Origin of the sequence: Streptomyces luteireticuli, assembly GCF_041519305.1 — a bacterium.
GTDB lineage: Bacteria > Actinomycetota > Actinomycetes > Streptomycetales > Streptomycetaceae > Streptomyces > Streptomyces luteireticuli.
Genome location: NZ_CP167927.1, coordinates 5568243 through 5591292 on the forward strand (window position 1 = coordinate 5568243; position 23050 = coordinate 5591292).

21 protein-coding genes and 1 pseudogene are annotated in these 23050 nt (G+C 71.6%); 10 read left to right on the plus strand and 12 right to left on the minus strand.

All coding sequences use genetic code 11. The features are described 5' to 3' along the window. Positions 1 to 109 precede the first annotated feature (109 nt). A pseudogene (locus AB8735_RS25060) lies at positions 110 to 552 on the minus strand (NUDIX domain-containing protein). A gap of 114 nt (positions 553 to 666) precedes the next feature. Beyond that, the gene (locus AB8735_RS25065) at positions 667 to 2019 is read right to left on the minus strand and encodes a transcriptional regulator (RefSeq protein ID WP_372411912.1); all 1353 of its coding nucleotides are present in this window, start codon (positions 2017 to 2019) and stop codon (positions 667 to 669) included. 127 nt (positions 2020 to 2146) lie between these two features. Here AB8735_RS25065 and AB8735_RS25070 point away from each other — a divergent pair, with 127 nt between their 5' ends. Then, positions 2147 to 2347, plus strand: a complete 201-nt coding sequence (locus tag AB8735_RS25070) for a hypothetical protein (RefSeq protein WP_344030433.1) — start codon at positions 2147 to 2149, stop codon at positions 2345 to 2347. Beyond that, on the plus strand, positions 2344 to 2652 hold the full coding sequence (locus tag AB8735_RS25075) for a hypothetical protein (RefSeq protein ID WP_372409511.1): 309 nt from the start codon (positions 2344 to 2346) through the stop codon (positions 2650 to 2652). Before AB8735_RS25070 ends, AB8735_RS25075 begins: the two co-directional genes overlap by 4 nt. A gap of 449 nt (positions 2653 to 3101) precedes the next feature. On the opposite strand, the gene AB8735_RS25080 is transcribed toward AB8735_RS25075, so the two are convergent. Next, the gene (locus AB8735_RS25080) at positions 3102 to 5225 is read right to left on the minus strand and encodes a recombinase family protein (protein ID WP_372404421.1); all 2124 of its coding nucleotides are present in this window, start codon (positions 5223 to 5225) and stop codon (positions 3102 to 3104) included. Positions 5226 to 5760: 535 nt separating this feature from the next. Here AB8735_RS25080 and AB8735_RS25085 point away from each other — a divergent pair. Further along, positions 5761 to 6684: a hypothetical protein gene (locus AB8735_RS25085; RefSeq protein WP_372409513.1), complete on the plus strand. Its 924-nt coding sequence runs from the start codon at positions 5761 to 5763 to the stop codon at positions 6682 to 6684. A gap of 217 nt (positions 6685 to 6901) precedes the next feature. Here AB8735_RS25085 and sodN read toward each other — a convergent pair whose 3' ends face one another. Continuing rightward, positions 6902 to 7297 carry a superoxide dismutase, Ni gene (gene sodN, locus AB8735_RS25090; RefSeq protein ID WP_004937667.1) on the minus strand — a complete coding sequence of 132 codons (396 nt, stop codon included), beginning with the start codon at positions 7295 to 7297 and terminating at the stop codon, positions 6902 to 6904. A gap of 149 nt (positions 7298 to 7446) precedes the next feature. On the opposite strand from sodN, the gene sodX reads away from it, so the two are divergent. Beyond that, entirely contained in the window at positions 7447 to 7911 is a 465-nt protein-coding gene (gene sodX, locus AB8735_RS25095; protein ID WP_372409515.1) for a nickel-type superoxide dismutase maturation protease, read from the plus strand. Here the strand turns inward: sodX and AB8735_RS25100 are convergent. The 4 genes from AB8735_RS25100 to AB8735_RS25115 form a co-directional block, all read right to left on the minus strand. After that, entirely contained in the window at positions 7803 to 8447 is a 645-nt protein-coding gene (locus tag AB8735_RS25100) for a CGNR zinc finger domain-containing protein (RefSeq protein ID WP_372409516.1), read from the minus strand. The two genes, sodX and AB8735_RS25100, sit on opposite strands and share 109 nt — an antisense overlap. Positions 8448 to 8608: 161 nt before the next feature. After that, positions 8609 to 9376, minus strand: coding sequence for an amino acid ABC transporter ATP-binding protein (locus tag AB8735_RS25105; protein WP_372409518.1), 768 nt, complete (start codon positions 9374 to 9376; stop codon positions 8609 to 8611). Further along, positions 9373 to 10320 (minus strand): amino acid ABC transporter permease, encoded by a 948-nt coding sequence (locus AB8735_RS25110; RefSeq protein WP_372409519.1) that lies wholly within the window; start codon positions 10318 to 10320, stop codon positions 9373 to 9375. The genes AB8735_RS25105 and AB8735_RS25110 overlap by 4 nt, the downstream gene beginning before the upstream one ends. Positions 10321 to 10354: 34 nt before the next feature. Next, positions 10355 to 11320, minus strand: a complete 966-nt coding sequence (locus AB8735_RS25115) for an ABC transporter substrate-binding protein (protein WP_372409521.1) — start codon at positions 11318 to 11320, stop codon at positions 10355 to 10357. A gap of 591 nt (positions 11321 to 11911) precedes the next feature. Between AB8735_RS25115 and AB8735_RS25120 the strand changes: the two genes are divergently transcribed. Then, positions 11912 to 13126, plus strand: a complete 1215-nt coding sequence (locus AB8735_RS25120) for an NADP-dependent malic enzyme (RefSeq protein WP_344030457.1) — start codon at positions 11912 to 11914, stop codon at positions 13124 to 13126. A gap of 54 nt (positions 13127 to 13180) precedes the next feature. Here AB8735_RS25120 and AB8735_RS25125 read toward each other — a convergent pair whose 3' ends face one another. Then, on the minus strand, positions 13181 to 14440 hold the full coding sequence (locus AB8735_RS25125; RefSeq protein ID WP_372409523.1) for a hypothetical protein: 1260 nt from the start codon (positions 14438 to 14440) through the stop codon (positions 13181 to 13183). A 205-nt stretch (positions 14441 to 14645) separates the two neighbouring features. Here AB8735_RS25125 and AB8735_RS25130 point away from each other — a divergent pair, with 205 nt between their 5' ends. Continuing rightward, positions 14646 to 15608, plus strand: a complete 963-nt coding sequence (locus tag AB8735_RS25130) for a zinc-binding dehydrogenase (RefSeq protein ID WP_344030463.1) — start codon at positions 14646 to 14648, stop codon at positions 15606 to 15608. A gap of 7 nt (positions 15609 to 15615) precedes the next feature. After that, positions 15616 to 17094: a glycoside hydrolase family 5 protein gene (locus AB8735_RS25135; protein WP_372409524.1), complete on the plus strand. Its 1479-nt coding sequence runs from the start codon at positions 15616 to 15618 to the stop codon at positions 17092 to 17094. A 94-nt stretch (positions 17095 to 17188) separates the two neighbouring features. Here the strand turns inward: AB8735_RS25135 and AB8735_RS25140 are convergent, their stop codons facing one another. After that, on the minus strand, positions 17189 to 18079 hold the full coding sequence (locus tag AB8735_RS25140; RefSeq protein WP_372409525.1) for a PadR family transcriptional regulator: 891 nt from the start codon (positions 18077 to 18079) through the stop codon (positions 17189 to 17191). Then, the gene (locus AB8735_RS25145) at positions 18079 to 18930 is read right to left on the minus strand and encodes a DUF4097 domain-containing protein (RefSeq protein WP_372409526.1); all 852 of its coding nucleotides are present in this window, start codon (positions 18928 to 18930) and stop codon (positions 18079 to 18081) included. The genes AB8735_RS25140 and AB8735_RS25145 overlap by 1 nt, the downstream gene beginning before the upstream one ends. A gap of 161 nt (positions 18931 to 19091) precedes the next feature. Here AB8735_RS25145 and AB8735_RS25150 point away from each other — a divergent pair, with 161 nt between their 5' ends. Beyond that, positions 19092 to 19910 (plus strand): hypothetical protein, encoded by an 819-nt coding sequence (locus AB8735_RS25150; protein WP_344032350.1) that lies wholly within the window; start codon positions 19092 to 19094, stop codon positions 19908 to 19910. A 71-nt stretch (positions 19911 to 19981) separates the two neighbouring features. Here the strand turns inward: AB8735_RS25150 and AB8735_RS25155 are convergent, their stop codons facing one another. Then, a complete protein-coding gene (locus AB8735_RS25155) occupies positions 19982 to 20161 on the minus strand; it encodes a DUF6104 family protein (RefSeq protein WP_004937694.1) in 180 nt (59 codons plus the stop codon). Positions 20162 to 20427: 266 nt separating this feature from the next. On the opposite strand from AB8735_RS25155, the gene AB8735_RS25160 reads away from it, so the two are divergent. Together AB8735_RS25160 and AB8735_RS25165 are read left to right on the plus strand one after the other, a co-directional pair. After that, the gene (locus tag AB8735_RS25160) at positions 20428 to 20865 is read left to right on the plus strand and encodes a CU044_2847 family protein (protein WP_372409528.1); all 438 of its coding nucleotides are present in this window, start codon (positions 20428 to 20430) and stop codon (positions 20863 to 20865) included. Next, complete coding sequence (locus AB8735_RS25165) at positions 20862 to 23006, plus strand: trypsin-like peptidase domain-containing protein (protein WP_372409530.1); 2145 nt, start codon at positions 20862 to 20864, stop codon at positions 23004 to 23006. Before AB8735_RS25160 ends, AB8735_RS25165 begins: the two co-directional genes overlap by 4 nt. The last annotated feature ends 44 nt before the right edge of the window (positions 23007 to 23050 follow it).

A 23050-nucleotide genomic window follows, 5' to 3' on the forward strand; every position in this document is an offset into this window, starting at 1 on the left:
GACGCCGGGTCCGGCCGGCGGCCCCGGGGCTCACTCCTGCCGGTTGGGCGAGGATGCCGGTACCGTGCCGAACGACTCCGAGGTCCCGCATGCGCTGGCGGGCCCCACGTCAACGCCAGCCATCCAGAGAGACCTCTGGCCCCCCGGAGAGATATCGGCGGAGGGCGCTTCCGGTGGTGTCCACAAAGTCATCGGGGATGGCGTCGGCACCGACCCAGCGGACTTGGGAGTGCTTCCGTGGTTCTCGGTTTTCGGGCTCGCCGGTCCATTCGTGGGCGGCGAAGACGACGGTGAGGAAGCCGTGGGGGCTTCGACTCCCCAGGCGCCGTGGATGATGTGGGCGACCTTGAGGGAGTCGGGCTTGACCGTCAGGCCGGTCTCCTCGTGCAGCTCACGAACAGCTGTCTCCGTGATCGGCTCGCCCTGTTCGCTCTTGCCCACGGGGAGGTCCCACATGCCCTGGGCGAACTTCGCGTTCTCGCTCCGCTGGAGGAGGACGACGCGGTTGGCGGCCTTGTCGTGCACGATGACAGCGGCGACCAGCAAGGTCATGGATCCGAGGGCGGGCTTGAGGGCGTTCGGCTGAGCCACGGTGGTCCCTTCGTCGGCCGGGATCGGGGTCTCCCCTGCTCGAGCGGAGCCGAGGGCTTGGGGAAGTGCATGCTCTCAGGCCGCCTGGAGGACCCGGGCCCGCTCGTTGAAGTCGGCCACGAGAGGGTGCTTACCGAAGGGGATCATGCGCCGCTGCAGATCCTGTACGGCTTCCACGCTGCGGGACGACTTCACCCGGCGGGCGAGGTCGAGTGTGCGGACTCCTGCCGCATGGGCGGCTTCGAGGTCCCGGCGCTGCAAGTGGGTGACAGCGAGGGCCGCTTGGGACATGGCCCCGCGGCGGGCCCGGTTCTGCTTGCGGGCGTGCGCGATGGAGGTGCGGGCGTGTTCTTCGGCATGATCCGGCCGGTCGATGTCCCGGAAGGCGTTGGCCCACTCGCCGCCGAGGTATGCGGGGTCGATGAACTTGGCCCATTCGGGTTCCTTGGCCGCGTCCACCTTGGCGAAGCTCTGCTCTGCCTGGTTGATGGCGTGCACGGTGGCTTTCTTGTCGCCGAGCACAGCGTGAGCCCTGGCTTCGAGTGTCCACAAGTCTGCGAGGCAGGCACGGGAGTTGGTGCGGATGAGTCCCTGTCGACCGGCTTGGGCGAGGCGCTTCCCCTCGTCGGGATGCCCGAGCAGCGTCGCTTGGTCCGCCATGCCCGCGAGCACGTGCGCGCCGAGCGCCGGGTCCTTGGACTCTTCGGCCAGGCGAAGAGCCTGGATCAAGTACCGCTGTGCTGTGCCGTGTTCACCGGAGTCGAAGGCCATCCATCCCAGAAGGTAGGTCTGCTCGGCGGCGGCCGAGCACAGCGCATGCCTCACATCCTCGGTGTGGGTCCGGCGCAGCAGCGGGTACACATGCTGGTTCATGTAGGCCGCGAGCGCGAGCCGACCGCTCCCGCCCCCTTGGAAAATGTCCATCTCTTGGAATGCGCCGAACATGTTCTTCACGGCTGTCACGTCTTCGAGACGGACTTGGGGCCCAGGTTCAGGTTGTTGATCAAGGGTGTTGAGGAGCCAGTCCCGGGACGGCCCTACTGCTGAGACTGCAGCGAAGGGTGTCCCCGCGAGGAAACTCCGCCTGTCCACGTCCGCTCTCCCTAGCTCGGTGACCGCCTCGACCGTCACAGCCCACGATGAGCTGTAGTTGAGCGCCTGGTCAACGTCCGGTGACTCACCAAGGCCGAGGTCGTAGGTCGTGACCCGATATCCGAAGCGCGCCGAGAAGAGGTCGGCGAGGATGGCCGGCACCGGGTGTCGGGGCACTTCCCCGAGGGACACCCAGCGTCGAACGCTGGACGTGTCGGAGGAGACATGGGCGTGTCCCCACTCTGCGGCACGAGAGCGAACCTGACGGGCGAGTTCACCGTTCGTCCATCTCGAACGACCGATCCAGTCGGCGAGCTTCGTGTTCGGATTCTTCACTGCGACCGTCCAAATGATCGACAGGCGTGGTGGATTCACCACGGTTCACCACTACTTCGGAAGCTACCCGCTGGAGGTCTGCGGATGTTGGCTATCCGTGCAGGAAACGAATGCGGAGGCTGACGATATGAGCAGCGGACGGTACGCGGTGGACACCCGGACGAACCGGCTCGGGGAGCGCATGGGCAGCGAGGGCCCGCACGTACAGCTGCGACCGGTCGGCGGTGGCAGGGAATGGGACTGTCCGCCCGACAAGCTGCGTGAGCCCACGGAGGCTGAGTTGAAGACGGCCCGCACGCTGGGATCGCCGGTCGGGAAGCGCCCATGAGCCTGCCGGATGCTGTGGCGAAGCCCGTTCAGCACAGGATCAGCGCCCACCCCAGAAGTGAGACCACCTTGACGGCACGGTGCATGAGCGTCGGATGCTCGTGGACGCTCGCGCCGACGGCGGACCTCAGGGCGGCTGATCTGGCGATGATGACGCACATGGGGATGCGCGGGCACCCGACGTTCGCCCGGACATTTGAGGACGTGGCCCTTGTGCGCCGCCTGGAGCTGAACGAGGGGAAGCGAGAGATCCCACCGCTTCCGGCAGCCGGCGAGGAGCCGCAGCACGAGAGGGCGACCCTCTGAGACCCCCGCCCGGCCGCACGCCCCGTGAAGCGGAGACGGCCGGGCGGGCAGCCCGTTGCGGCTGTAGGCAGCGGCGGCACGGTGGACATGGGCGGTATGCCGCTGACGGTGCTTCGCCTGCGTGCCGCTTGTGCGCGCCTGCTCGGCTGGGTGGTGATGCCAGTTCCGGACCTTGTGACGATCCGGGACACGGTGCGCCGGGCGCTGCAGGAGCGTCCGGAATGGAACTGCGTGCTTGATCGGGCATGTTCGGAACTGGAGGGCGGTGTGCTCGGCCGTCGCATATATGCGGAGGCTCGGCCGCATGTGTCGGCACCTCGCGGACTGCCTCGACGAATGGTGAATTCAGTGTTGGCCAACGGCACTTGAGTTCCGGGGTCCGGGCGGCGGGATCCGAGCGCTCCCTATAAGGAATGGTGGGTTGTTGAGACGTGTCAAGCACACTGCACTCATGGATGCGGATCGGCTGGCGTGTTGTCGTTCTCGGTCCAGAGGCGGCGGCTGTACCAGCCGGGCGGGCGAGTCCGTCGTTCCCGCAGTTCGGCAAGTTCTTGCTGGCCGGCGTGAGCGATGAGCCGGTGCGGCCAGGAGCTCTCGCGGCGCGTGGTGATCCAGCCTCGGTTGATCCAGGCGTAGAGGGTGGAGGTGGTCATGTCCAGTTCCGCGGCCAGGTGTTTGAGCCACCATTCGTCCGGGCCGGGGCCTTCGCCGGGAAGTGCGGGGCGGTGGCGGTGGACACGGCCTGCCGGGCAGCCGAGACGGCGCATGAGGTTGCGGATGGTGGTCGCGGTGATCCGTTTGCCGCCCTTCGCCGGGCGGTAGCCCTCGGCTTCCAGGCGGTCGGCGATCCCGCTGGCGCCGGTGCCCTGGCCTGCGAGTTCCCTGATCCGGCTGGTCAGCTGTGGGTAGTAGGACAGTTGGTCGAGCCGCTGGACCGGGCGGACGAGCTCGCCGGAGGTGGTGGCGCCGCCCGCCCAGACGATGACCGCGGTGACGCGTTCGGTGGTGCCGGCCACGGTGACGACGACCTTGTCGACGATCGCGCGGATGATCTCCTTGCGGTCCGTGACCGTCGTCGTCTTCGCATGCCACAGCCCGTTGATGTCACCGGCCAGAGTGGTGATGGTCCGGCGCTCGGCGGGGGTGAGGGTTCGCGGGCTGGTGCGGGTGAAGCGGGCGTGTTCCTCGCGGAGTTTCTGCTGGCTGGCCAGCGCGGTCTCCCATTCCTTCTCCAGCTGGCGCACGACCAGGCGGTTTTCGGGTTCGGCCAGGTGGTAGCAGCGGCGGGCCCGGTCGGCTTCGTACTCGGCCCGCTCCAGCCGCTGGGCCCACAGCTTCTCCAGTTCGGCCCGCTCGGACATGACCTGGTCAGCCGCCTGGAGCGAGACCTCGACGGCGGCGGGCGTGAGCGCGGCCAGGACCTGCTGTTCGACGAAGCGGTCCACGCATGCCGCGTTCAGGAGCTGGCAGGTCCTGGCGGCTCCGTAGTTGGTGACCTCCCGGGAGCACACGTACTCCGGGACGGCCTTGCTCTCCTGGGTGTGATACCGCACGATCACGCGGCGGTGGCAGCGGCCGCAGAAGACCAGCCCGGCCGCGAGAGCGGGCCCGTTGCGGACGGCGCCCATGGTCTCGGCGCGGGCCCGGTTGGCGGCGAGTTTCGCCTCGTTCGCCTCGAACTGGGCCACCGTGATGTAGGCGGGGAGCACGTCGGGGACCATCACGAGCCATTCGTCCCTTGCCTGGACGACCCGGCCCGTGCTGGGGCGGGCGGGGTCCTTGCGGCGTGGGTCGACCCGGCGCCGGCCGTAGGCGTAGATGCCGGCGTAGGCGGGGTTGTGCAGCAGGGTCTGCAGGGTCATCCGGTTCGGCCTCCGCCATTCCAGGGTGCCCTTGTCCGGACCCTCGCGCAGCCGGATGCCCAGCTGGATGTCGTGGTCGACGAGGTAGCGGAGCATCCCGTGCAGCGTGCCGATCCGCTCGAACTGCGCGAAGACCAGGCGGATGACGGTCTGCACCTGCTCGTCCGGGTCGAAGACCACCTCGCCCGAAGGACGGCGGACATAGCCGGAGGGCAGCGGGAAGGTGAGTTCGCCGCGGCGGGCCTTGTTGATGCGTCCGTTCCACATCCGCTGCTTGATCAGGTGGAGTTCGGCCTCGCTCATCGTGCCCTTGAGCCCGAGCAGCAGCCGGTCGTTGTAGTCCGCCGGGTCGTAGACCCCGTCGGTGTCCGCCAGCACCGCCCCCGACAGGGCACACAACTCGATGAGCTGGTACCAGTCCTTGCCCGAGCGGGCCAGACGGGACATCTCGATACCGAGCACGAGGCCGACGTGGTCCAGGCCGATCTCAGTGACCAGCCGCTGGAAACCGGTCCGGGCCACCGCACTCGCCCCGGACATCCCCTGGTCGTCGTCGATCACCAGGACCCGGTCCGCCTCCCAGCCCAGCCTCACCGCCCGGTCCACCAGCGCATACTGCAGCCGCGTCGACTCCTGATGATCCAGGACCTGCTGCCGCGTGGACTGACGGACATAGACCGCCGCGAGACGCAGGAGGTGACGGTCGGTCACCTTACTGTCAGCCCTCTCCCAGGGCATCACCGCTGTCATGACCGGCCCCGTTCACCCGGCGCCGCAGCGGTCGACATCACGCGGCCAGCCAGCTTCGCCAACTGCCGCACCACCGCCTGCCGGTTCACCTCCGGCAGCCCGGCCCACACCCTCTCGTCCGACGCCGGCCGCACAGTCCTCTGGGGCCGACATCACCTCCGTCGCACATGCCACGACCCCCTCGCCACGGCCCTCCAGCCGCTCGGCCACCATGACCAGCCGCAACAGGCCCTCACGACCGATTATCGGCGCACGTCCACACTCGTGACTATCCATATGCGCAGTGTGCTTGGGCGATGGAACCCGCCCACCCGACCCCGTGCGGCGCGAGTGCGCGCGCTCAAGCGCGCGTATACCACGGTGAGTTCGCGTTCCGTAGCCGGGTTGCGACACGGCGTCGCCAGGCCCTAGCGTGCGCAGCAACAAGCGACCCCGGCCGGTGCTACCAACACCAGGACCGGGGTCTCACCGACGAGATCGAAAGCAGTCGATCACGATGGCTGACGCCTACCCTAGCCTTGCCCCGTTCCCCGCGCACGCGCCCCGCATGGCCCGCCCCGGCTTCGGCAAGCGATCCGCGCCCGCCCAAGCACCCCGCCGCAAGGACAACTTCGCGCACCTCCCGCCCCGCGAGGCGTCGATCGCCGCCTTCATCGACCGGCTGCCCGAGGGCGCGGCGATCGACGGGAAGTCCCTGGCCGCCCAGCTGCCCGCATACGGGCAGGCCGCCTGCCTGACGGCGCTGCGGCGGCTCGCCGAGGCCGGTCACCTGCGGCGGTTCACCGAGCACCTCAAGAGTGAAGACGGCAGCTCGCGTTGGGTGACGCGGACCTTCTTCTCCCGGACACCGCGCGACGACGCCTGGTGGGAGGCGGTACGGACGGGGGACGTCGCTCCCGCCCCTGTGAAAGCCCCGGAGGCGGCCGCCCCGGCTCCCGCTCCCGCGCCCGAGCGGCCCCGCTCCCGCGCGTACCGCCTGCTCGCCACCCTCGGCCGCACCGAGCCCCGGCTGACGCTGTCCGCCGCCGACTGCGCGGCCCTCGCGCCGCTCGCCGAGCCGTGGTTCGAACGCGGCGTCGGTGATGACGAGTTCGTCCGGACGTTGACCTGCGGGCTGCCGCCCGAGGGAGTCCACCACGCGGCCGGCTTCGTCCGCCGCCGGCTCACCGACAAGATCCCGCCCGAGAAGATCGCCGCCCCCTCACGGCCGCACCTCCTCCTGGAGTGCGTCGTCTGCCGCGACCCCGGCACCACCGAGGCCCTCCCCGGCGGCATCTGCCGCCCCTGCCGGGGCGAGGCACCACCCCGCCCCGACCCCTGCCGCATCCTCGCCGACGACGTCCACGTTCGTGTCGAGGAGCTCCGCTCCCTCAACCGCCGACACGACAGGGAGGCCGCGTCGTCCCCTGCGGGGGTGTAGCGAAGGGCCTGTACGGGCGGCCTGTGCCCGCCGGGCCCCGCAGGTGGGGCGAGCGTCAAGCAGGTGCGGCTGGCCCTCGGCCGCGCATCCGCCGTCATTCGTCATCGCGCCGCGGATCTACGCGTACCTGTGGCCGGGCGAAGAAGACCGCACCCGGCCCGCCGGCCCCCGTATCGGGGCCCTGCGGACCGGGTGCGGCACGTGCGACCCGACCGGATCAGGCCTTCTTGGTCTCCCAGAAGATGCGGTCGATCTCGGCGATGAGCTCCAGCGCCTTCTCGCCCGTCTTCGGGTCGGTCGACGCCTTGGCGGCGCTCAGGGCCTTCAGGGTGTCGTTGACCAGCTGGTGCAGCTGGGGGTACTTCTCGAAGTGCGGGGCCTTGAAGTAGTCGCTCCAGAGCACCGAGACGTGGTGCTTGGCCAGCTCCGCGCGCTGCTCCTTGATGATGGTGGCGCGGGCGCGGAAGTGGGGGTCCTCGTTGGCCTGGTACTTCTCCTGGACGGCCTTGACCGACTCGGCCTCGATGCGGGCCTGGGCCGGGTCGTACACGCCGCACGGGAGGTCGCAGTGGGCGCTGACCTTCACCTTGGGGGCGAACAGGCGGGAGAGCATAGTGGTGGCTGTCCTTCCTCGTGATCGTCTTCTCAGGTGCGAGATTACTCGGTGCGGGAAGGCTTTTCCCGGGCGCCCCGGGGGGGCCTAGGACAAAAGGCGGGTGTCAGGCTGGAGACCGAACGACGGACCGGGAGTGAGGTGCCGAGGTGCAGGAGCGACTGGACGAACGCGGTACGGGGCTGGACCGTGAGCGTCGCGGACTGCTGCGGATCGGGCTGGCCGAGGTCTACAACCCGTCGATGGTCCCGACCCTGAACCCGGGCGACCAGCTGGTCGTCCAGTACGGCGCGAGCGTCCGGCCGGGGGACGTGGTGGTGCTCCGGCACCCCTTCCGGCAGGACCTGCTGATCGTCAAGCGCGCCGTGGAGCGGCGCGACGGCGGCTGGTGGGTGACGGGGGACAACCCCCTCGTCGAGAACGACAGCCGGGAGTTCGGGGCGGTGCCCGACGAGCTCGTCGTGGCCCGGGCCTGGGTGCGGCTGCGGCCGCCGCCGCGGTCCGGTCAGCGTTCGGCGGGTGCGGTGCTGTCCTGGCTGGCGTCGGCCGTGCGGCCGGTGCGCTCCCCGGGGCTGCTGGGGCCGGTGCTCTCGCGGCGCTTGCGGGCCCGGTAGGCGGCGACGTTCGCCCGGGTGGCGCAGCGGTCGGAGCAGTAGCGGCGCGAGCGGTTGGTCGAGGTGTCGAGGTAGGCGTTGCGGCACGGCGCGGCCTGGCAGATGCCCAGCCGGTCCACGCCCAGCTCGGTGAGGTGTACGGCCAGGCCCATGCAGGCCGTCGCCGTGTAGCCGGCCGCCGAGTTGGCGGCGTGGTCGGCGATGTGCATGTGCCACAGGGGACGCCCGTCCTCGTCCCGGTGGCGGTGGCCCGAGATCTGCGGGCTGACGGGGAACTCCATCAGCAGCGCGTTGAGCAGGTCCACGGCCCGTACCTCGTCGCCCTCGGCCGCCGCCTCGAAGACGGCGCGCAGCCGGGTGCGGACGCCGCGCAGCCGGGTCACGTCGCCGTCCGTGAGCCGGCGGGCCAGCTGCGAGCCGGGGTCGAACAGGACGGCGCGGGCCGACTCCACCGAGGTCAGGACGTCGGTGCCGCGTGCCGGCTCTTCGGAGTTGACCAGGCGGACGGCGTAGTCCGAGTAGGCGGACAGTTCCACGTGGGGGTCCTTCTGCGGTCGGCCCTGGGGTGCCGGGCGCGAAGCGGTAATGGATGTTGTTCAGGGAAGGGTATTACACCCTGTTCCGGGGGCGGCAACGGCGGACGGCGGTGTACGGACAACACGTCGTCCGTACACCGCCGCCGCGGATGCCCCAGCCGTCACAGCACCTTGGACAGGAAGGACTTGGTGCGCTCGTGCTGCGGGTTGGTCAGGATGTCCCGGGGGTTGCCCGCCTCGACGACGACGCCGTTGTCCATGAACACCAGCGAGTCGCCGACCTCCCGGGCGAAGCCCATCTCATGGGTCACGACGATCATCGTCATGCCCTCCTCGGCCAGCGAGCGCATCACGTCGAGCACGTCGCCCACCAGCTCCGGGTCGAGCGCGGAGGTCGGCTCGTCGAAGAGCATCAGCTTGGGCTGCATGGCCAGTGCCCGGGCGATGGCCACCCGCTGCTGCTGGCCGCCGGAGAGCTGGGACGGGTAGTTGCCCGCCTTGTCCGCCAGGCCGACGCGGTCGAGCAGCTTCAGCGCCCGCTCCCGGGCCACCGACTTGGTCTCGCGCTTGACCTGGACCGGCGCCTCCATGACGTTCTCCACGGCCGTCATGTGCGGGAACAGGTTGAAGCGCTGGAAGACCATGCCGATGTCCCGGCGCTGGGCGGCGACCTCGCGGTCCTTGAGCTCGTAGAGCTTGTTGCCCTGCTGGCGGTAGCCGACGAGCTCGCCGTCCACGTATAGCCGGCCGCCGTTGATCTTCTCCAGGTGGTTGATGCAGCGCAGGAAGGTGGACTTTCCCGAGCCGGACGGGCCGATCAGGCAGAACACCTCGCGCGGGGCGACCTCGAGGTCGATGCCCTTGAGGACCTGGACGGGGCCGTAGGACTTGTGGACGCCTTCGGCCTTCACCATCGCCGTTGCGGTCATCGGGCCACCTCCGGGCGGCGGAACGTGCTGAGGGAAGCCTTGACCTTCTGTAGGGGTGTCGGCGGCAGCTGCCGCAACGAACCGCGCGCGAAGCGCCGTTCAAGGTAGTACTGGCCGACGCTGAGCACGCTGGTGAGCACCAGGTACCAGGCGGAGGCGACGAAGAGCATCTCGACCGTGGCCCCTGAGGTCTGGGCCACGTTGGTGGCCGCCTGAAGGAGGTCGTAGTACTGGACGGCGATGACAAGCGAGGTGGTCTTGAGCATGTTGATGAACTCATTGCCGGTGGGCGGCACGATGACCCGCATCGCCTGTGGCAGTACCACCCGGCGCAGCGTCTTGCCGTGGCTCATGCCCAGCGCGTGCGCGGCCTCGGTCTGGCCCTCGTCGACCGACTGGATGCCGGCCCGGCAGATCTCCGCCATGTAGGCGGCCTCGTTGAGGCCGAGGCCCAGCAGGGCGGCCAGGAACGGGGTCATGAAGGACGACCAGTAGTCCTTGTAGATCGGCCCGAGGTTGATGTACTCGAAGACCAGGCCGAGGCTGAACCAGAGCAGCAGCTGGACGTAGACCGGCGTGCCGCGGAAGAACCAGATGTAGAACCATGCGACGGTCGAGGTGACCGGGTTCTTGGAGAGCCGCATCACCGACAGGATGATGCCGAGCACGACGCCCAGCACCATCGACAGGATGGTGATGGTGATGGTGTTCCGGACGCCCTTGAGGATGTCCGCGTTGAAGAAGTAGTCGGGAACCGCGCCCCAGTTGAGCTTGCCCTGGGCGAACGCGTTGACCAGCAGGGCGAGTACGGCGAGGACCGCGACCGCCGCCACCCAGCGACCGAAGTGGCGTACGGGGATGGCCTTGAGGGCCTCGGGAGCGGTGGTCGTGGCGGCTGGCCGCTCGTCCCCGGGATCCTGGGCCTTGTCGGTGTTTATGGTCATGGAGAGGGCCTTTCAGCGAGCGGCAAGGGCGAGGTCAGGAACCACCGTTGATCTTGGCCTCCTTGACCGCCCCTGCCTGGACGCCCCACTTTTCGAGGATCTTGGCGTACTCGCCGTTCTTGACGATGTTGTCCAGACCCGCCTTGATGGCGTCCCGCAGCTGGGCCTGGTCCTTGTCGAGCGCGATGCCGTACGGGGCGGCCTCCACCTGGTCGCCGACGATCTCGAAGTCGTTGCCGCCGCCCGAGGTCTTCACGGCGTAGGCGGCGACCGGGAAGTCGCTGGCCGCGGCGTCGGCGCCGCCGCTGCGCAGCCGGGTCTGGGCGAGGATGTCGGTGTCGAAGGCCTCGATGGAGATCTTCTTGTCGTCCCCGCACTTCTCGGACTGCTGCTTGGCGAGGTTGTGCGAGACCGTGCCGCGCTGCACCACGACCTTCTTGCCGCACAGGTCGGACCAGCCCTTGATGCCCTGGGTCTTGCCCTTGGGGGTGTAGATCGAGACGCCGGCCTGGAAGTAGTCGACGAAGTCGAGGCCCTTGCCCACCGACTTCTTCGTGTCCGGGTCGATGCCGTTCTGGCGGTCCTTGGTGTCCGTCATGGCCGACATGGCGATGTCGTAGCGCCTGGAGCGGAGGCCGGCGACCAGGGTGTCGAACGTTGCGTTGTTGAACTCGAAGCGGACACCCAGCTGCTTGCCGATCGCCTCGGCGATGTCCGGGTCCATGCCGACGGTCTTACCGTCCTTCCTGAACTCCACGGGCGGGTAGGCGATGTCCGAGCCGACCCGGACGACCTTGGAGCTCTTGACCGACTGCGGCAGCTTGTCGAAGAGCGGGGCCGAGGCGCCCGCGGAGCCGGAGTCCCCGTCCTTGGGGTGGTTCTTGGTCTGGTCGCCGCAGCCCGACAGCAGCAGGGCGAGGGCCCCGGCGACCGCGATCGCGCCGACGGCGGCCGAGCGGTTCCTGGCGGCTGCCGGGCGAGTGGTGGTGCTTGCGGTCATTGCTGGTTCCTCCTGCGGGTGAGGGGATAGCCGACTCTTCACAAGGGATTCACACGATCTGCCTCCCGTGGCCGTGAGCACAGTTCTCCGGCTGCCGCGACCTCGGGTGTTTGGGGCATCTTGCCATCTGGACTACACCCTTCGGGGGGCCCGCAATGTCAAAATCGGATAACGGGATGGCGCTGGTCCTGGAGCGGGTTGTTCGGTTTGTGGAGCACCGGTGACCGTTTCGGTGGGGATCTTGAGCGAGACGCATCTCACGGGCTCCACGTCTCACTCCCTGGACAGGGAGCACCAGTTGACACCGGTTTCCCGCAGACCTGCGCGTGCCGTGGCCCACAACTCCCGATGCTCACTCGTCGGCCGTAGCGCTCATCCGGTAGAAAGAGCGGTTACACCCCATACCCGGGGCTCAGGGCGCGTTGTGCGGCGCGCCCGCGTGTCCGCACCACCCCGGCCGCGCCCCACGTGGCGCGGCCGTCCCGCTCCGCGGACCACCGCGGGGCCGGGTGGTGGACGCATGCCCGATCCTGCCCCGCGATCCAGGGGCGGCTACCCTCGATGGAAATTACGACAAAGGGGTCTAATAAAGTGGCAGCGGAGATCGTCAACCCTCGCAGCGAGAGCGCCGGCGGCGAAGGAGGCACGGACGAGCCCTTCGATCCGGCCTTCGCGCTCCACCGCGGCGGCAAGATGGCCGTCGTGGCGACCGTGCCCGTGCGGGACAAGGACGACCTGTCCCTCGCCTACACGCCGGGCGTCGCCAAGGTGTGCAGCGCGATCGCGGAACAGCCGGAGCTCGTCCACGACTACACCTGGAAGTCCCAGGTCGTGGCCGTGGTCACGGACGGCAGCGCGGTCCTGGGCCTGGGCGACATCGGACCCGAGGCGTCCCTCCCCGTGATGGAGGGCAAGGCCATCCTCTTCAAGCAGTTCGGCGGCGTCGACGCGGTGCCGCTCGCGCTCGACTGCCGCGACGTCGACGAGCTCGTCGACACCGTCGCCCGCCTCGCGCCGTCCTTCGGCGGTATCAATCTGGAGGACATCTCCGCGCCGCGCTGCTTCGAGGTCGAGCGCCGGCTCCAGGAGCGGGTGGACATCCCGGTCTTCCACGACGACCAGCACGGCACCGCCGTCGTCACCCTCGCCGCCCTGCGCAACGCGGCGAAGCTCACCGGGCGCGGCCTCGGTGACCTGCGCGCCGTCATCTCGGGTGCGGGCGCCGCCGGTGTCGCCATCGCCCGGATCCTGATCGAGGCCGGCATCGGCGACGTCGCGGTGTGCGACCGCAAGGGGATCGTCTCCGCCGACCGGGACGACCTCACCGACGTCAAGCGGGAGCTGGCCGGCTTCACCAACAAGGCGGGCCTGTCGGGCTCGTTGGAGTCCGCCCTGTCCGGCGCGGACGTCTTCATCGGCGTCTCCGGCGGGACGATCCCGGAGCCGGCCGTGGCGACGATGGCGAAGGACGCGCTGATCTTCGCGATGGCCAACCCGACGCCGGAGATCCACCCGGACGTCGCCCACAAGTACGCCGCGGTCGTCGCGACGGGCCGTTCGGACTTCCCGAACCAGATCAACAACGTCCTCGCCTTCCCCGGCATCTTCGCCGGCGCCCTCCAGGTGCGCGCCTCGCGCATCACCGAGGGGATGAAGCTGGCGGCGGCGGAGGCGCTGGCGGCGGTGGTCGCCGACGAGCTGAGCGCGGAGTGCGTCATTCCGTCGCCGTTCGACGAGCGGGTCGCTCCCGCGGTGACGGCGGCCGTCGCCGCGGCGGCACGCCGGGACGGCGTCGCGCGCCGCTGAGGCGTACGGGATGAGGGGGCCGGACGCCCGGAGGGGTGTCCGGCCCCCGGCCGTTCAGGGAAGGCGGCGCAGGAAGACGTCCCCGGAGTCATTGGTGTCGCCGGGGACGAGGTTGTCCGCCCAGCTGTCGAAGAGCAGGCGCCGACCGGACCGGTCGACCGCGATGCTGCCCGCACCGCCGTTGCCCTGGGCCCCCTCGGCGGAGACGTCGAGCCGCTCGACGGCGCCGGTGCGCAGATCCTTGACGAAGACGCCTCGCCGGCCGTTGGACCCGCCCGGAACGATGTTCTTCGCGTCCGAGGTGAAGAACACCCGGTGGCCGTCGGGGCTCATCACCGGGTGGGAGCAGTCGCCGTCGGTCAGGGAGCCGTCCCGGGCGAGACTCACCCGTCGGACGGAGCCCGTGCGCAGGTCGTTGACGTAGCAGTCCCAGACGACGGTGTCATGGCCGGGGCCCGGCACGATGCCGGGCGTGCCGGTGGCGAAGGCCGCGTACCGCCCGTCGGGGCTGATGCTCGCCTCGAGCACCGTGGAGGCCGCCTTGCCGTCCCGGGTCACGGCGGCCGGCCGGGTGCGTCCGGTGCGCATGCCGTGGACGTAGAGGCTGCTCTCGGGCCAGGAGTGGAGCCTCGCCGCACCCAGGTTGTCGGCCAGCGACTCGAAGCCGATCCTGCTGCCGTCGGCACTGATCACCGGTGAGTCGGACAGCTGGTTCGCCCGGCTGCCGTCGGAGGCGACGCTCACCCGCCGGGTGGTGTGCTTCCAACGGTCCCGCAGGTACACGTCCCACTGGCGGGTGCCTCCCCCGGGGACCAGGTCGGTGCGGTCGGAGGCGAAGGCGACATAGCGGCCGTCGGCGCTGATCGCGGGGGATGTCGCACGGCCCTTCCGGTTCTCCGCCCCCAGGAGGGGCTCGGTCCGTCCCGTCAGCCGGTCCCGGACGTAGATGTGCTTGTCCAGGACGTGGCCGGGCCCGTTCTCCTCGGCGGTGGAGGAGAAGGCGACGTACCGGCCGGTGGCGCTCAGCGAGAACTCGTACACCCAACGCAGGTCGGGATCGGCGTCTTTCGCCACGTTGGCCTGCTCGACGGCCCCGGTCCGCAGGTCCTTGAGGTAGAGCGTGGTGGCGTTCGGCGCGCCGGGGATCAGATTGCGCGCGCGGGAGCGGAAGGCGGCGTAGTGGCCGTCGGCGCTGATCACCGGCGCGTACGAACCGCCGTTCCCCTGGGTGCCGTCCGCGGCGACGCTCACCCGCTCGATGCGCGGGCGTGCGGTGGTTCCCGCGTCCGCCGAGGAGAGGGGTAAGGCCGTCACGCAGGCCCCAAGGGTCGCAGCAAACACGGCAATTCGTCTGAGGCGCATGATTTTCCCTCCAGGGAGGCGCATCGGTGCGAACCGGGGCAGCCAACCCCGCGGGGCCGCGGGCGGTCAACGAGGACGGGTCACCTCCGGCCGCGGATACGGCCGTTGCGGGAGCGCACTCTGGACGGTGAACGGCGTGCGGGGCTAGGTTCGGATCATGTTCGCCGCCTACGCCGCCCGTATCGACCGCGATCAGCCGCTCGCCGGACTCGAGTTGGGCGACCGCCCCGAGCCCGAGCGGCGCCCCGGCTGGACGACCGTCACCGTCAGGGCCGCCTCCCTCAACCACCACGACCTGTGGACCCTGCGCGGGGTGGGGATCGCCGAGGACGCGTTCCCCATGATCCTCGGCTGCGACGCCGCCGGGATCGACGAGGACGGCAACGAGGTCGTCGTCCACTCGGTCATCGGGGAGACCGGCCACGGCATCGCCCCGGGGGAGAAGCGCTCCCTGCTCACCGAGCGCTACCAGGGCACGTTCGCCGAGCGGGTCTCCGTCCCTGCCTGGAACCTGCTGCCCAAGCCGAAGGAGCTCTCTTTCGAGGAGGCCACCTGTCTGCCGACCGCCTGGCTGACCGCGTACCGGATGCTCTTCACCAACGCGGGCGTCCGGCCCGGCCAGAGCGTCCTGGTGCAGGGGGCCGGCGGCGGGGTGGCCACCGCGGCGATCGTGCTCGGCGCCGCCGCCGGGCTGCGGGTCTTCGCCACCAGCCGGGACGAGGCCAAGCGGCGCCGCGCCGTCGAGCTCGGCGCCGAGGCCGCGTTCGAGGCGGGCGCGCGGCTGCCGCTCAAGATGGACGCGGTCGTCGAGACCGTGGGCGCGGCGACCTGGTCGCACTCGGTCAAGTCCCTCAAACCGGGCGGCACCCTCGTCATCTCCGGCGCCACCAGCGGCCCCAACCCGCCGGCCGCCGAGCTCACCCGCATCTTCTTCCTCGAACTCAAGGTCGTCGGCTCGACGATGGGCAGCAAGGACGAACTGGCCGACCTGCTGGCCTTCTGCGCGGCCACCGGCGTACGGCCGGTGATCGACTCGGTGCTGCCGCTGGACCGGGTCCGCGAGGGGCTCGAAAAGATGGCCGGGGGCGAGCTGTTCGGGAAGGTCGTGCTGACGGTATGACCGTGGGATGCGGTCGAGACGCCTGTGGGGCGCGGGACTTGTCCTCGTCCTGGTACTGCTGACCTCTCCTGTTTCTGCTGCTCCTGTTTCCGCTGCCGCGCCCGGTGACGGCATCCCGCCGCTGACCGACGGGCGCGGCCGGACCCTGACCCTGCGCGGCTGGAACCTCGCCGACAAGACCCACCGCGGCGACGCGGCCCTGTCCGGCATCACCGAGCGCCATCTGCGGGACATGGCCGACCGCGGCTTCGGCTTCACGCGGCTCGCGGTGTTCTGGGACGATCTGGAGCCGCGGCGGGGCCGGTACAGCGAGCGCTATCTGCGGAAGATCGAGCGGGTGCTGGACTGGGCGGAGCGGTACCGGATCCGCGTCGTCGTCGACGCCCACCAGGACGTCTACGGGCCCGCGTTCGGCGGTCACCGCGGCATCCCCGAGTGGGCGACGCGGACGGACGGGCTGCCGTGGCGGCCGCACCCCGACGACTGGTTCGCCGAGTACTACGAGCCCGGCGTCCAGGCCGCCTTCGAGCACCTCTACGAGGACGCGGACCTGCGACGCGCGCAGGAGCGCATGTGGCAGGTGCTGGCGGGGCGGCTGGGGCGCCACCCGGCGGTGTTCGGCTACGACCTGATCAACGAGCCGATGGGGAAGCTGCGGCCGGGGGAACAACTGCCGGACGCGGCGCGGCGCGTGGAGTCCACGCAGGTGACGCCAATGTACGACCGGCTGGCGGCCGCTGTTCGCTCCGCCGACCCGGACCGGCGGCACTGGCTCTTCGTCGAGCCGACGCCGGTGGTGGGGGAGGGTGTCCCGACGGCCCTGGGGCGTGTGCACGACCCGGCCGGGAGGGTCGTCTACGCGCCGCACTTCTACAACACGGCGATGGAGACGGGTGCGGATTACGATCCGGCGGTTCGTTGGATCGAGGCGTACGAGGCGGCGGTGGTGCGGTATCCGCGGGAGCGGCGGGTGCCGGTGGTGGTGGGGGAGTGGGGGCCGCCGGACAGTTCGCTGCCCGGGATGGCGCGGTACTACGCGGACGCGCTGGCGTCGTTGGGGCGGTACGGGAGCGGGTGGGCGGGGTGGGAGTGGTGTTATGGGGGTGGGTATTGCGCGGTGGGGGAGGACGGGCGGTTCCGGCCCAACAAGGGGCGGACGGTTGAGCCTTATGCGGTGGCTGTTGCGGGGGTGGTGCGGGTCGCCTCGTATGAGGCGGGGCGGTTCCGGTTGGAGTACGTGGCTTCGGGGGCGGGTGTGACGGAGCTGTTCGTGGGCGGTGAGCGGGTTGAGGTGAGCGGGCCGGTGGTGGTGCGGCGGGGGGAGCGGGGGCGGGTGTTCTTGCGGGCGGTTCGGGCGGGGGTGGTGGTGCGGGTGATGGTGGTGGGTGGGGATTGTGCCCCGGTCCCGCCCTTTCACCGTTTCTTTGCGCTCCGCGCGGGTTGTCCTCAAGCGCCGGACGGGCTGAATAGCCCGTCCGGCGCTTGAGGACTTCGCCCGAAGGGCGAATGGGGGCCCGGGGGTCTCCCCCGGAAGAAACGGTGAAAGGGCGGGACAGGGGCAAACTCCCCCGCGAAGCGGGCTAACCCCGCAACACCGCCCCCACCCGCCCCGCCGCCTCCGCCAAATACCCCCGGCACTCCGCCAGTTGCTCGGCGGTCACCCCATGATCCCGCGCCGCATCGCGGATCTCGTCGCGGAACCGGTCGAGGAGCCGGTCGAGATCGCGCCCCGGGTCCGCGGACCCGGAATCGTCCACGGATCCCCACTCGGGGGCGGAGGGGGCGGAGGGCGCGGCCGCCGGCCGCCCCCCCGCCAGCGAACCCAGCTCCCGGGCCAGCGCGTTGACCCCCTCCACCAGCCCCGTCGGCCAGTCCCCCCGCCGCGTGTGCTCCCGCACCTGCTCCTGGACGCGCTCCTTGATGCGCAGCACCTCGTCCCGCGCGTCCTCCTGGACGCGCCGTGCCTGGCGGCGGGCCTGCTGGGCCTCCTGGCGGGCCCGGCGGCTGTCCTCCTTGGCGCGGCGGGCCTGCTCCTTCCACTCCTCCTTCGCGGCGGCGAAGGCGGCGAAGGGGTCGGCGGACGCCGCCGTCTCGCGCATCTCCCGGCGCATCTCGCGGCGGAGTTCGCCGGCCGCGCCGCGGACGTCCTCGCGGATGTCGGCGGCGAGCGCGGCGACGGAGCCCTGGATCTCCAGCTCCAGCTCGGCCAGTTCGCCGCGCCGGGCGTCGAGTTCGGCGCGGCCGGCGTCGGTGATGGAGTAGACCTTGCGGCCGCCCTCGGTGGCGTGGCTGACCAGGCCCTCGGCCTCCAGCTTGGCGAGCCGGGGGTAGACGGTGCCGGCGGACGGCGCGTACAGGCCCTGGAAGCGTTCCTCCAGCAGGCGGATGATCTCGTAGCCGTGGCGCGGCGCCTCGTCGAGCAGCTTGAGCAGGTAGAGGCGCAGCCGGCCGTGGGCGAAGACGGGGGGCATTACAGGACCTTCCCTTCGGGCGCTTCGGTCGCTTCGGGCCGGCGCAGCAGGGCGAGCGCGCCGGAGGCCGTGGTGACCTTGATCCGTCCGCCGCCCCGGCCGAGCCGGCCCGTGATGCGCCGGGGAGGCCAGTGGCCCTGGACGGTCAGGGACTCGAAGGCGCAGGAGACCGCGCCGGTGGCGGTGGTGGCGGCCACGTCGGCGTCCGTCCCGGAGGGCAGCCGCAGGGCGACGTCGCCGGAGACGGTGGTGAGGTCCAGCGCGGTGCCGGCGGGCCCCGAGGCGGCGGCGAGGTCGATGACCATGCTGCCGTTGACGGTCTCGGCCTTGACGGCGCCACCGCGGCCCTCGACGAGGGTCAGGTCGCCGGAGACGGAGTTGAAGTGGAGGTCGCCGCCGAGGGACTGGGCCTCCAGCGCTCCGGAGACGCTCTCCGCCCGGACCGGTCCGGTGAGGGCGACGAGCGTGACGTCGCCGGTGACGCCGCGGACGTCCGTGGCGCCGGTGACGCCCGAGACGACGGCGGCGGCGCCCACGACGCCGGCCTCGACCCGGGTGGCGGTGGGCACGGCCAGGGTGAGGGTGAGGGTGCGCTGCCAGCCCGAGCGGTCGAGCCAGGCGAGCAGGCCGCGCCAGGGCACGTCCTCGTATCCGACGGTCAGCCGGCCGTCCTCAAGGGTGACGCGCAGCGGTGGTCCGGAGACGGCGGACAGCTCCAGCCGGGCGGGGCCGGAGTCGGTGCCGACGATATTGAGGGTGCCGTTGACCAGGCGCACGTTCAGCGCCGTGACCGGTTCCTCGAAGGTGAGCTTCTGCGGTGCGGTCAGCGACCACTCCGACGGCGTCGGCATCACGGGCCTCCTCGGGAGCGGGGACGCGGCGGGGTCCCTCCGGGGCGGTGGGGACGGCCCGGCGTCCGGGCAACGTATCGCGTCTTATCGCGTCTCTGGAAGACACGATATATCGCGGATGTGTGAAGTCAAGCGGCGGCGCTGTGGCATAGCGTGGACGCATGTCCGCTTTCGATCACACCCCCGCGCACACCCCCGCCGCGGGAATCCTGCTGCTCTGCCGGGCCGCGCCCGACCGCGTACGCCCCTCCGCGCAGCTCCTGCGGCGGCCGCTGCTGATGGCCCCGGCGGGGGAGGAGTGGAGCGCCCTGGTCCCCGCGGAGGAGTCCTGGCGCGACAACGGCACCAACCTCGCCGCGGTGACGGCGGACTGGGCGCACGCGCTGACCGTGGACGGCAACTGGCCGGTCGTCGGCCTGTGGTGGGACGCGGACGGGGCGGGCTTCGTGGTGGCGGCGGGCTTCCGGCGGACGGTCGGCCACACCTGGCTCGCGGACGGCACCCCGCTGGGCGGGCAGGAGGCGATGACCGCCCTGCGGGCCCGGCTCGGCCTCGACCCGGTGCTGGACGCGGCGGCGTTCGACCGGCTGATCCAGCAGGACGGCGGTGCGGACGGCGCGGACGCGTCCGCGCGGGTGCTCGGCCTGGTCGCGGTCCTGGCCCGGGCGGGCCTCCACCTCGGGCCCGGTCTCGTCCCGGGGTTGAGCGCCGGGCGGCTGTGCGAGGCGGCCGGGGCGCTGCCGGGGGCCGAGCCGGTGGACTGGCCGGGATGGCGGGCGGCGGAGCGTGGGGCCCTGGGCGTCTGGACGCGCGGGCCGCGGGCCCGGGCGCTCGGGACGGCCGAGGTCGCCCTCGGGGCGGCGCTGCTCGTCTGGTCGCGCGGGTCGGAGCGGCGGGGATGGCGGGCGGCCGGCGTCGCGCTGGTCGCCGACGGCGCGCTGACGCTCCTCTACGACCGGTGGCGCGCGGGGCGCGCGTAAGCCGGAGTGCGCTTCAGGGGGCTACTGCGCGCCCCCTGAGGAGCGCCACCGTGCACTTACCGCGCGGCGTCCTACTCGTCGTCCTCGTCGTCGAGGCGCGCCAGCCACGTCGCCAGCCGCTCCACCGGGACCTCGAAGTCGGGGTTGAGGTCCACGAAGGTGCGCAGCTGCTCGGCCACCCAGCCCAGGGTGACCTCCTCCTCGCCCCGTCGGTTCTCCAGCTCCTCGATGCCGCGGTCGGTGAAGTACAACGCTCTCTCCGTCTGGGGTAGTTCCGGCCGTCGTGTCCGGTCGTGCCGGTCGTGTCGTGCCGGTCGGTACGGGGGATTCAGGGTCCGCAGGGATCTCCGGGGGAGTCCGGGGAAGTCCGGGAGGTGTCCGGAGATCTCCGCGAGCCCCAGGATAGGCGGCGGCGTTGGCCATGGCCTCTCGCGTCTGTCAGACCCGAGGACTAGCCTGCTGCATCATCACGGGGCTGCACCCTCGGGGTGCACCGGACGACGGGGGGACGGGGCACGTGACGGACGGGATCACCCAGGTGCGGCTCGACGACGGCACGGTCGTCTGGGCCCGGATCAGCGAGGCGCAGGAGCTGCGCCCGCGGGGCGGAAACGCGGACGGGGGCGGGAGCGGGGGCGCTTACCAGGACTCCAGCGGATATCAGGACTCCAGCGCCACGCGCCGGGTCGCCCAGCTCGCGAGCGGCATGTCGGACGTGGTGCGCGGGGTCGTCGGCTCGCTGCGGATGGGGCTCGCGGCGGCGCGCCCGCAGGAGGTCAGGGTCGAGTTCGGCATCGAGCTCTCCGCCCAGTCGGGGCAGGTCATCAGCATGATCGCCGACGGGGGAGGCAAGGCGTCCGTCAATGTGACGCTGACCTGGACGGAGGGTGGACCGGGGGAGGACGACGCAGGCGGCGGCGCCCCCGGGACACCCGTGACCCCCAGCGCTCCTTGAGCCCCCACGAGAGCACCGTGCGCCGGTCCGTCGTCCGCATCTCGGCCCCCGGCGCCGGGCAGGACGACGAGGACACCCGGTTCTGGGGCAGCGGCTTCTTCATCGCCCCGGGCTGGGTCCTGACCTGCGCCCACGTCGTGGGGAACGGAGGCGGCGACGTGCTGGAGGGCGGTGCGGCCTTCGACGTCACGGCCTTCGACGCCGGGACCCGGCGGGAGCGCACCCGCCCGGGCCGGGTCGTGCTCGCGCTGCCGCCCCCGCGCCCCGGCGGCGCCCCGGCGGGCCGCTGGCCGCTGCCCGACCTCGCGCTGGTCGAGGTGGAGGACGCGGCCGACGCCGAGTGCCTCTGGCTGAGCGACCGTTCGGCGGTCGTCCCCGCCCCCGTCGCGCTCTACGGCTGGTCGCGCGAGACGGGCGAGCTGGGCTGGCGCTACGGCACCGGCACCGCCACCGGCGGGGACGCCGGCGGCGGGGCGATGCTGCTGCGCGGCGAGATCCCGGTGGCGGGCTGCTCGGGCGGGCCGGTGCTGGACACCGGCCGGGGCGCGGTCATCGGCGTGAGCAAGGGCCGCGGCGAGGGCACCGCGGGCCTCGCCGTCCCCGTCACCGCCCTGCGCGCGATAGCCAACGAGCGCCCGGGCCGCGCGCTGCTGCACACCGTCGTCCGCGCCCACGACCGCTATCACCTGCAGCGCTACCGCTCGTTCGGCGCCGGCGGCTGGCCGGGACTGCAACGGCCGCGCGCCGCCGGGGGGTTCACCCCCGTCCTGCGGGCCCAGCTCTTCGCGCGCCTGGCCGAGCTGACCCAGCCGGACGGCCCCGGTCAGGTGATGACCCTGGTCGACGAGGTCAAGTCCCGGGTGCTCCAGGACCCTTACCAGCCCGGCGTCGAGCACGACCCGCGCACCTGGCGCGAGGGCGTCGGCCTGCTCTACGACCTGCGCGACGGGGCCGCCGACGTCCCGGAGCGGCCCGACGGCCCGCCCCGGGACCTGGAGCTGGAGGCCGTCCTGCTGTACGCGGCCCGGGTCGCGGCGGCGGTCAGCGGGCTCGGGCACGCGGCGGACCGGAGGCCGCTGAGCGGTCTGGCCGACTGGCTGATCATCCAGGCGGACCAGCTCCGCGACGGTGTCCGCAAGGACATCCACCGCCTGCTGCACGGCGGTTCGGACGGCTTCGCCGAGCCGGACCGGCGCCCCGTCGGCGACAAGGTCTCGCTCGACAAGGTCCGCTTCGGCCCGGTGGAGACCGAGGAGGACGCCGGCCGCGCCCGTGCCGACGTCCTGGTGGAGATCGACCCCCTGATGTACGGGGACCTCTACCCGTGGCGGATCAAGCTCCTCGGGGAGAACAACCGGGTGACCCCGCTGTGCGACGACACCCGCGGCGTCCCCCGGGCCGGCTTGCGCGAGGCGCTGCGCGAGCCGATCGCCGAGGCGCTGCGACAGAGCGACGTCGGGGAGCATCTGGCCGCGCTCCAAGTGGTGCTGCCGCGCGAGCTGTTCGACGAGCCGGTGGCCTCCTGGCGGCTCACCCCGCCGGGCGCCGGGGACGACGTCTTCGACCCGCACGCCCTGCCGCTCGGGCAGCGCCGCGTCGTCGTCGTGCGCGACCGGCGGCGCCGGGACCGGCCCGCCTTCCCGGAGTGGCACACCCGTTGGCGCGGTACGGACCGGGGGCCCATGACGGCCGTGCCGCTGCGCGGGGAGGTGCCCGTCCCCGGCCACGACGCGCGCCGCAGGGAGAGCCGGCACGCGGCGTACGCCCGGTTCGTGGACACCGACCCGTCCGCCGTCCCGGTCTACTGCGGCCCCGTCTCCCAGGGCCCCGGCGCTATGGCGCTGGAGGCCGCCCTCGCCGCCGGGCACGCCGTCGTCATCTGGCGGTGCTGTACCGGGGAGCACGACGACTGCGAGGAGTTCCACGAGCAGGCGTCCCGACTGGTGTGCGAGGCCACCACGGCGGAGGGGCTCCACCGCAGACTGCGCAGCCTCCGCATACGCTGCGCCGACCCCGAGTCCCCCGACGAGGACGCCCGGTGGGCGCAGTCGATCGCCCTGCTCATGGACTCGCCGGAGGATCCGACGCTGTCGCCCCCGCCGCTGACGGCGCCGGGACCGCGGCCGGGGCAGGGGATATGACGGTGTGGCGGAGCGGGCGACAGGGAAGCGACAGAGAGGGACGG

Bases quoted from the DNA above. Each gene is read 5' to 3' on its own strand.
- AB8735_RS25130 (WP_344030463.1), top strand. From the start codon at position 14,646: ATGTTCGCCGCCTACGCCGCCCGTATCGACCGCGATCAGCCGCTCGCC.
- AB8735_RS25070 (WP_344030433.1), top strand. From the start codon at position 2,147: ATGAGCAGCGGACGGTACGCGGTGGACACCCGGACGAACCGGCTCGGG.
- AB8735_RS25135 (WP_372409524.1), top strand. From the start codon at position 15,616: ATGCGGTCGAGACGCCTGTGGGGCGCGGGACTTGTCCTCGTCCTGGTA.
- AB8735_RS25110 (WP_372409519.1), bottom strand. From the start codon at position 10,320: ATGACCATAAACACCGACAAGGCCCAGGATCCCGGGGACGAGCGGCCA.
- AB8735_RS25105 (WP_372409518.1), bottom strand. From the start codon at position 9,376: ATGACCGCAACGGCGATGGTGAAGGCCGAAGGCGTCCACAAGTCCTAC.
- AB8735_RS25145 (WP_372409526.1), bottom strand. From the start codon at position 18,930: ATGCCGACGCCGTCGGAGTGGTCGCTGACCGCACCGCAGAAGCTCACC.
- AB8735_RS25085 (WP_372409513.1), top strand. From the start codon at position 5,761: ATGGCTGACGCCTACCCTAGCCTTGCCCCGTTCCCCGCGCACGCGCCC.
- AB8735_RS25075 (WP_372409511.1), top strand. From the start codon at position 2,344: ATGAGCCTGCCGGATGCTGTGGCGAAGCCCGTTCAGCACAGGATCAGC.
- AB8735_RS25140 (WP_372409525.1), bottom strand. From the start codon at position 18,079: ATGCCCCCCGTCTTCGCCCACGGCCGGCTGCGCCTCTACCTGCTCAAG.
- AB8735_RS25150 (WP_344032350.1), top strand. From the start codon at position 19,092: ATGTCCGCTTTCGATCACACCCCCGCGCACACCCCCGCCGCGGGAATC.
- AB8735_RS25115 (WP_372409521.1), bottom strand. From the start codon at position 11,320: ATGACCGCAAGCACCACCACTCGCCCGGCAGCCGCCAGGAACCGCTCG.
- sodN (WP_004937667.1), bottom strand. From the start codon at position 7,297: ATGCTCTCCCGCCTGTTCGCCCCCAAGGTGAAGGTCAGCGCCCACTGC.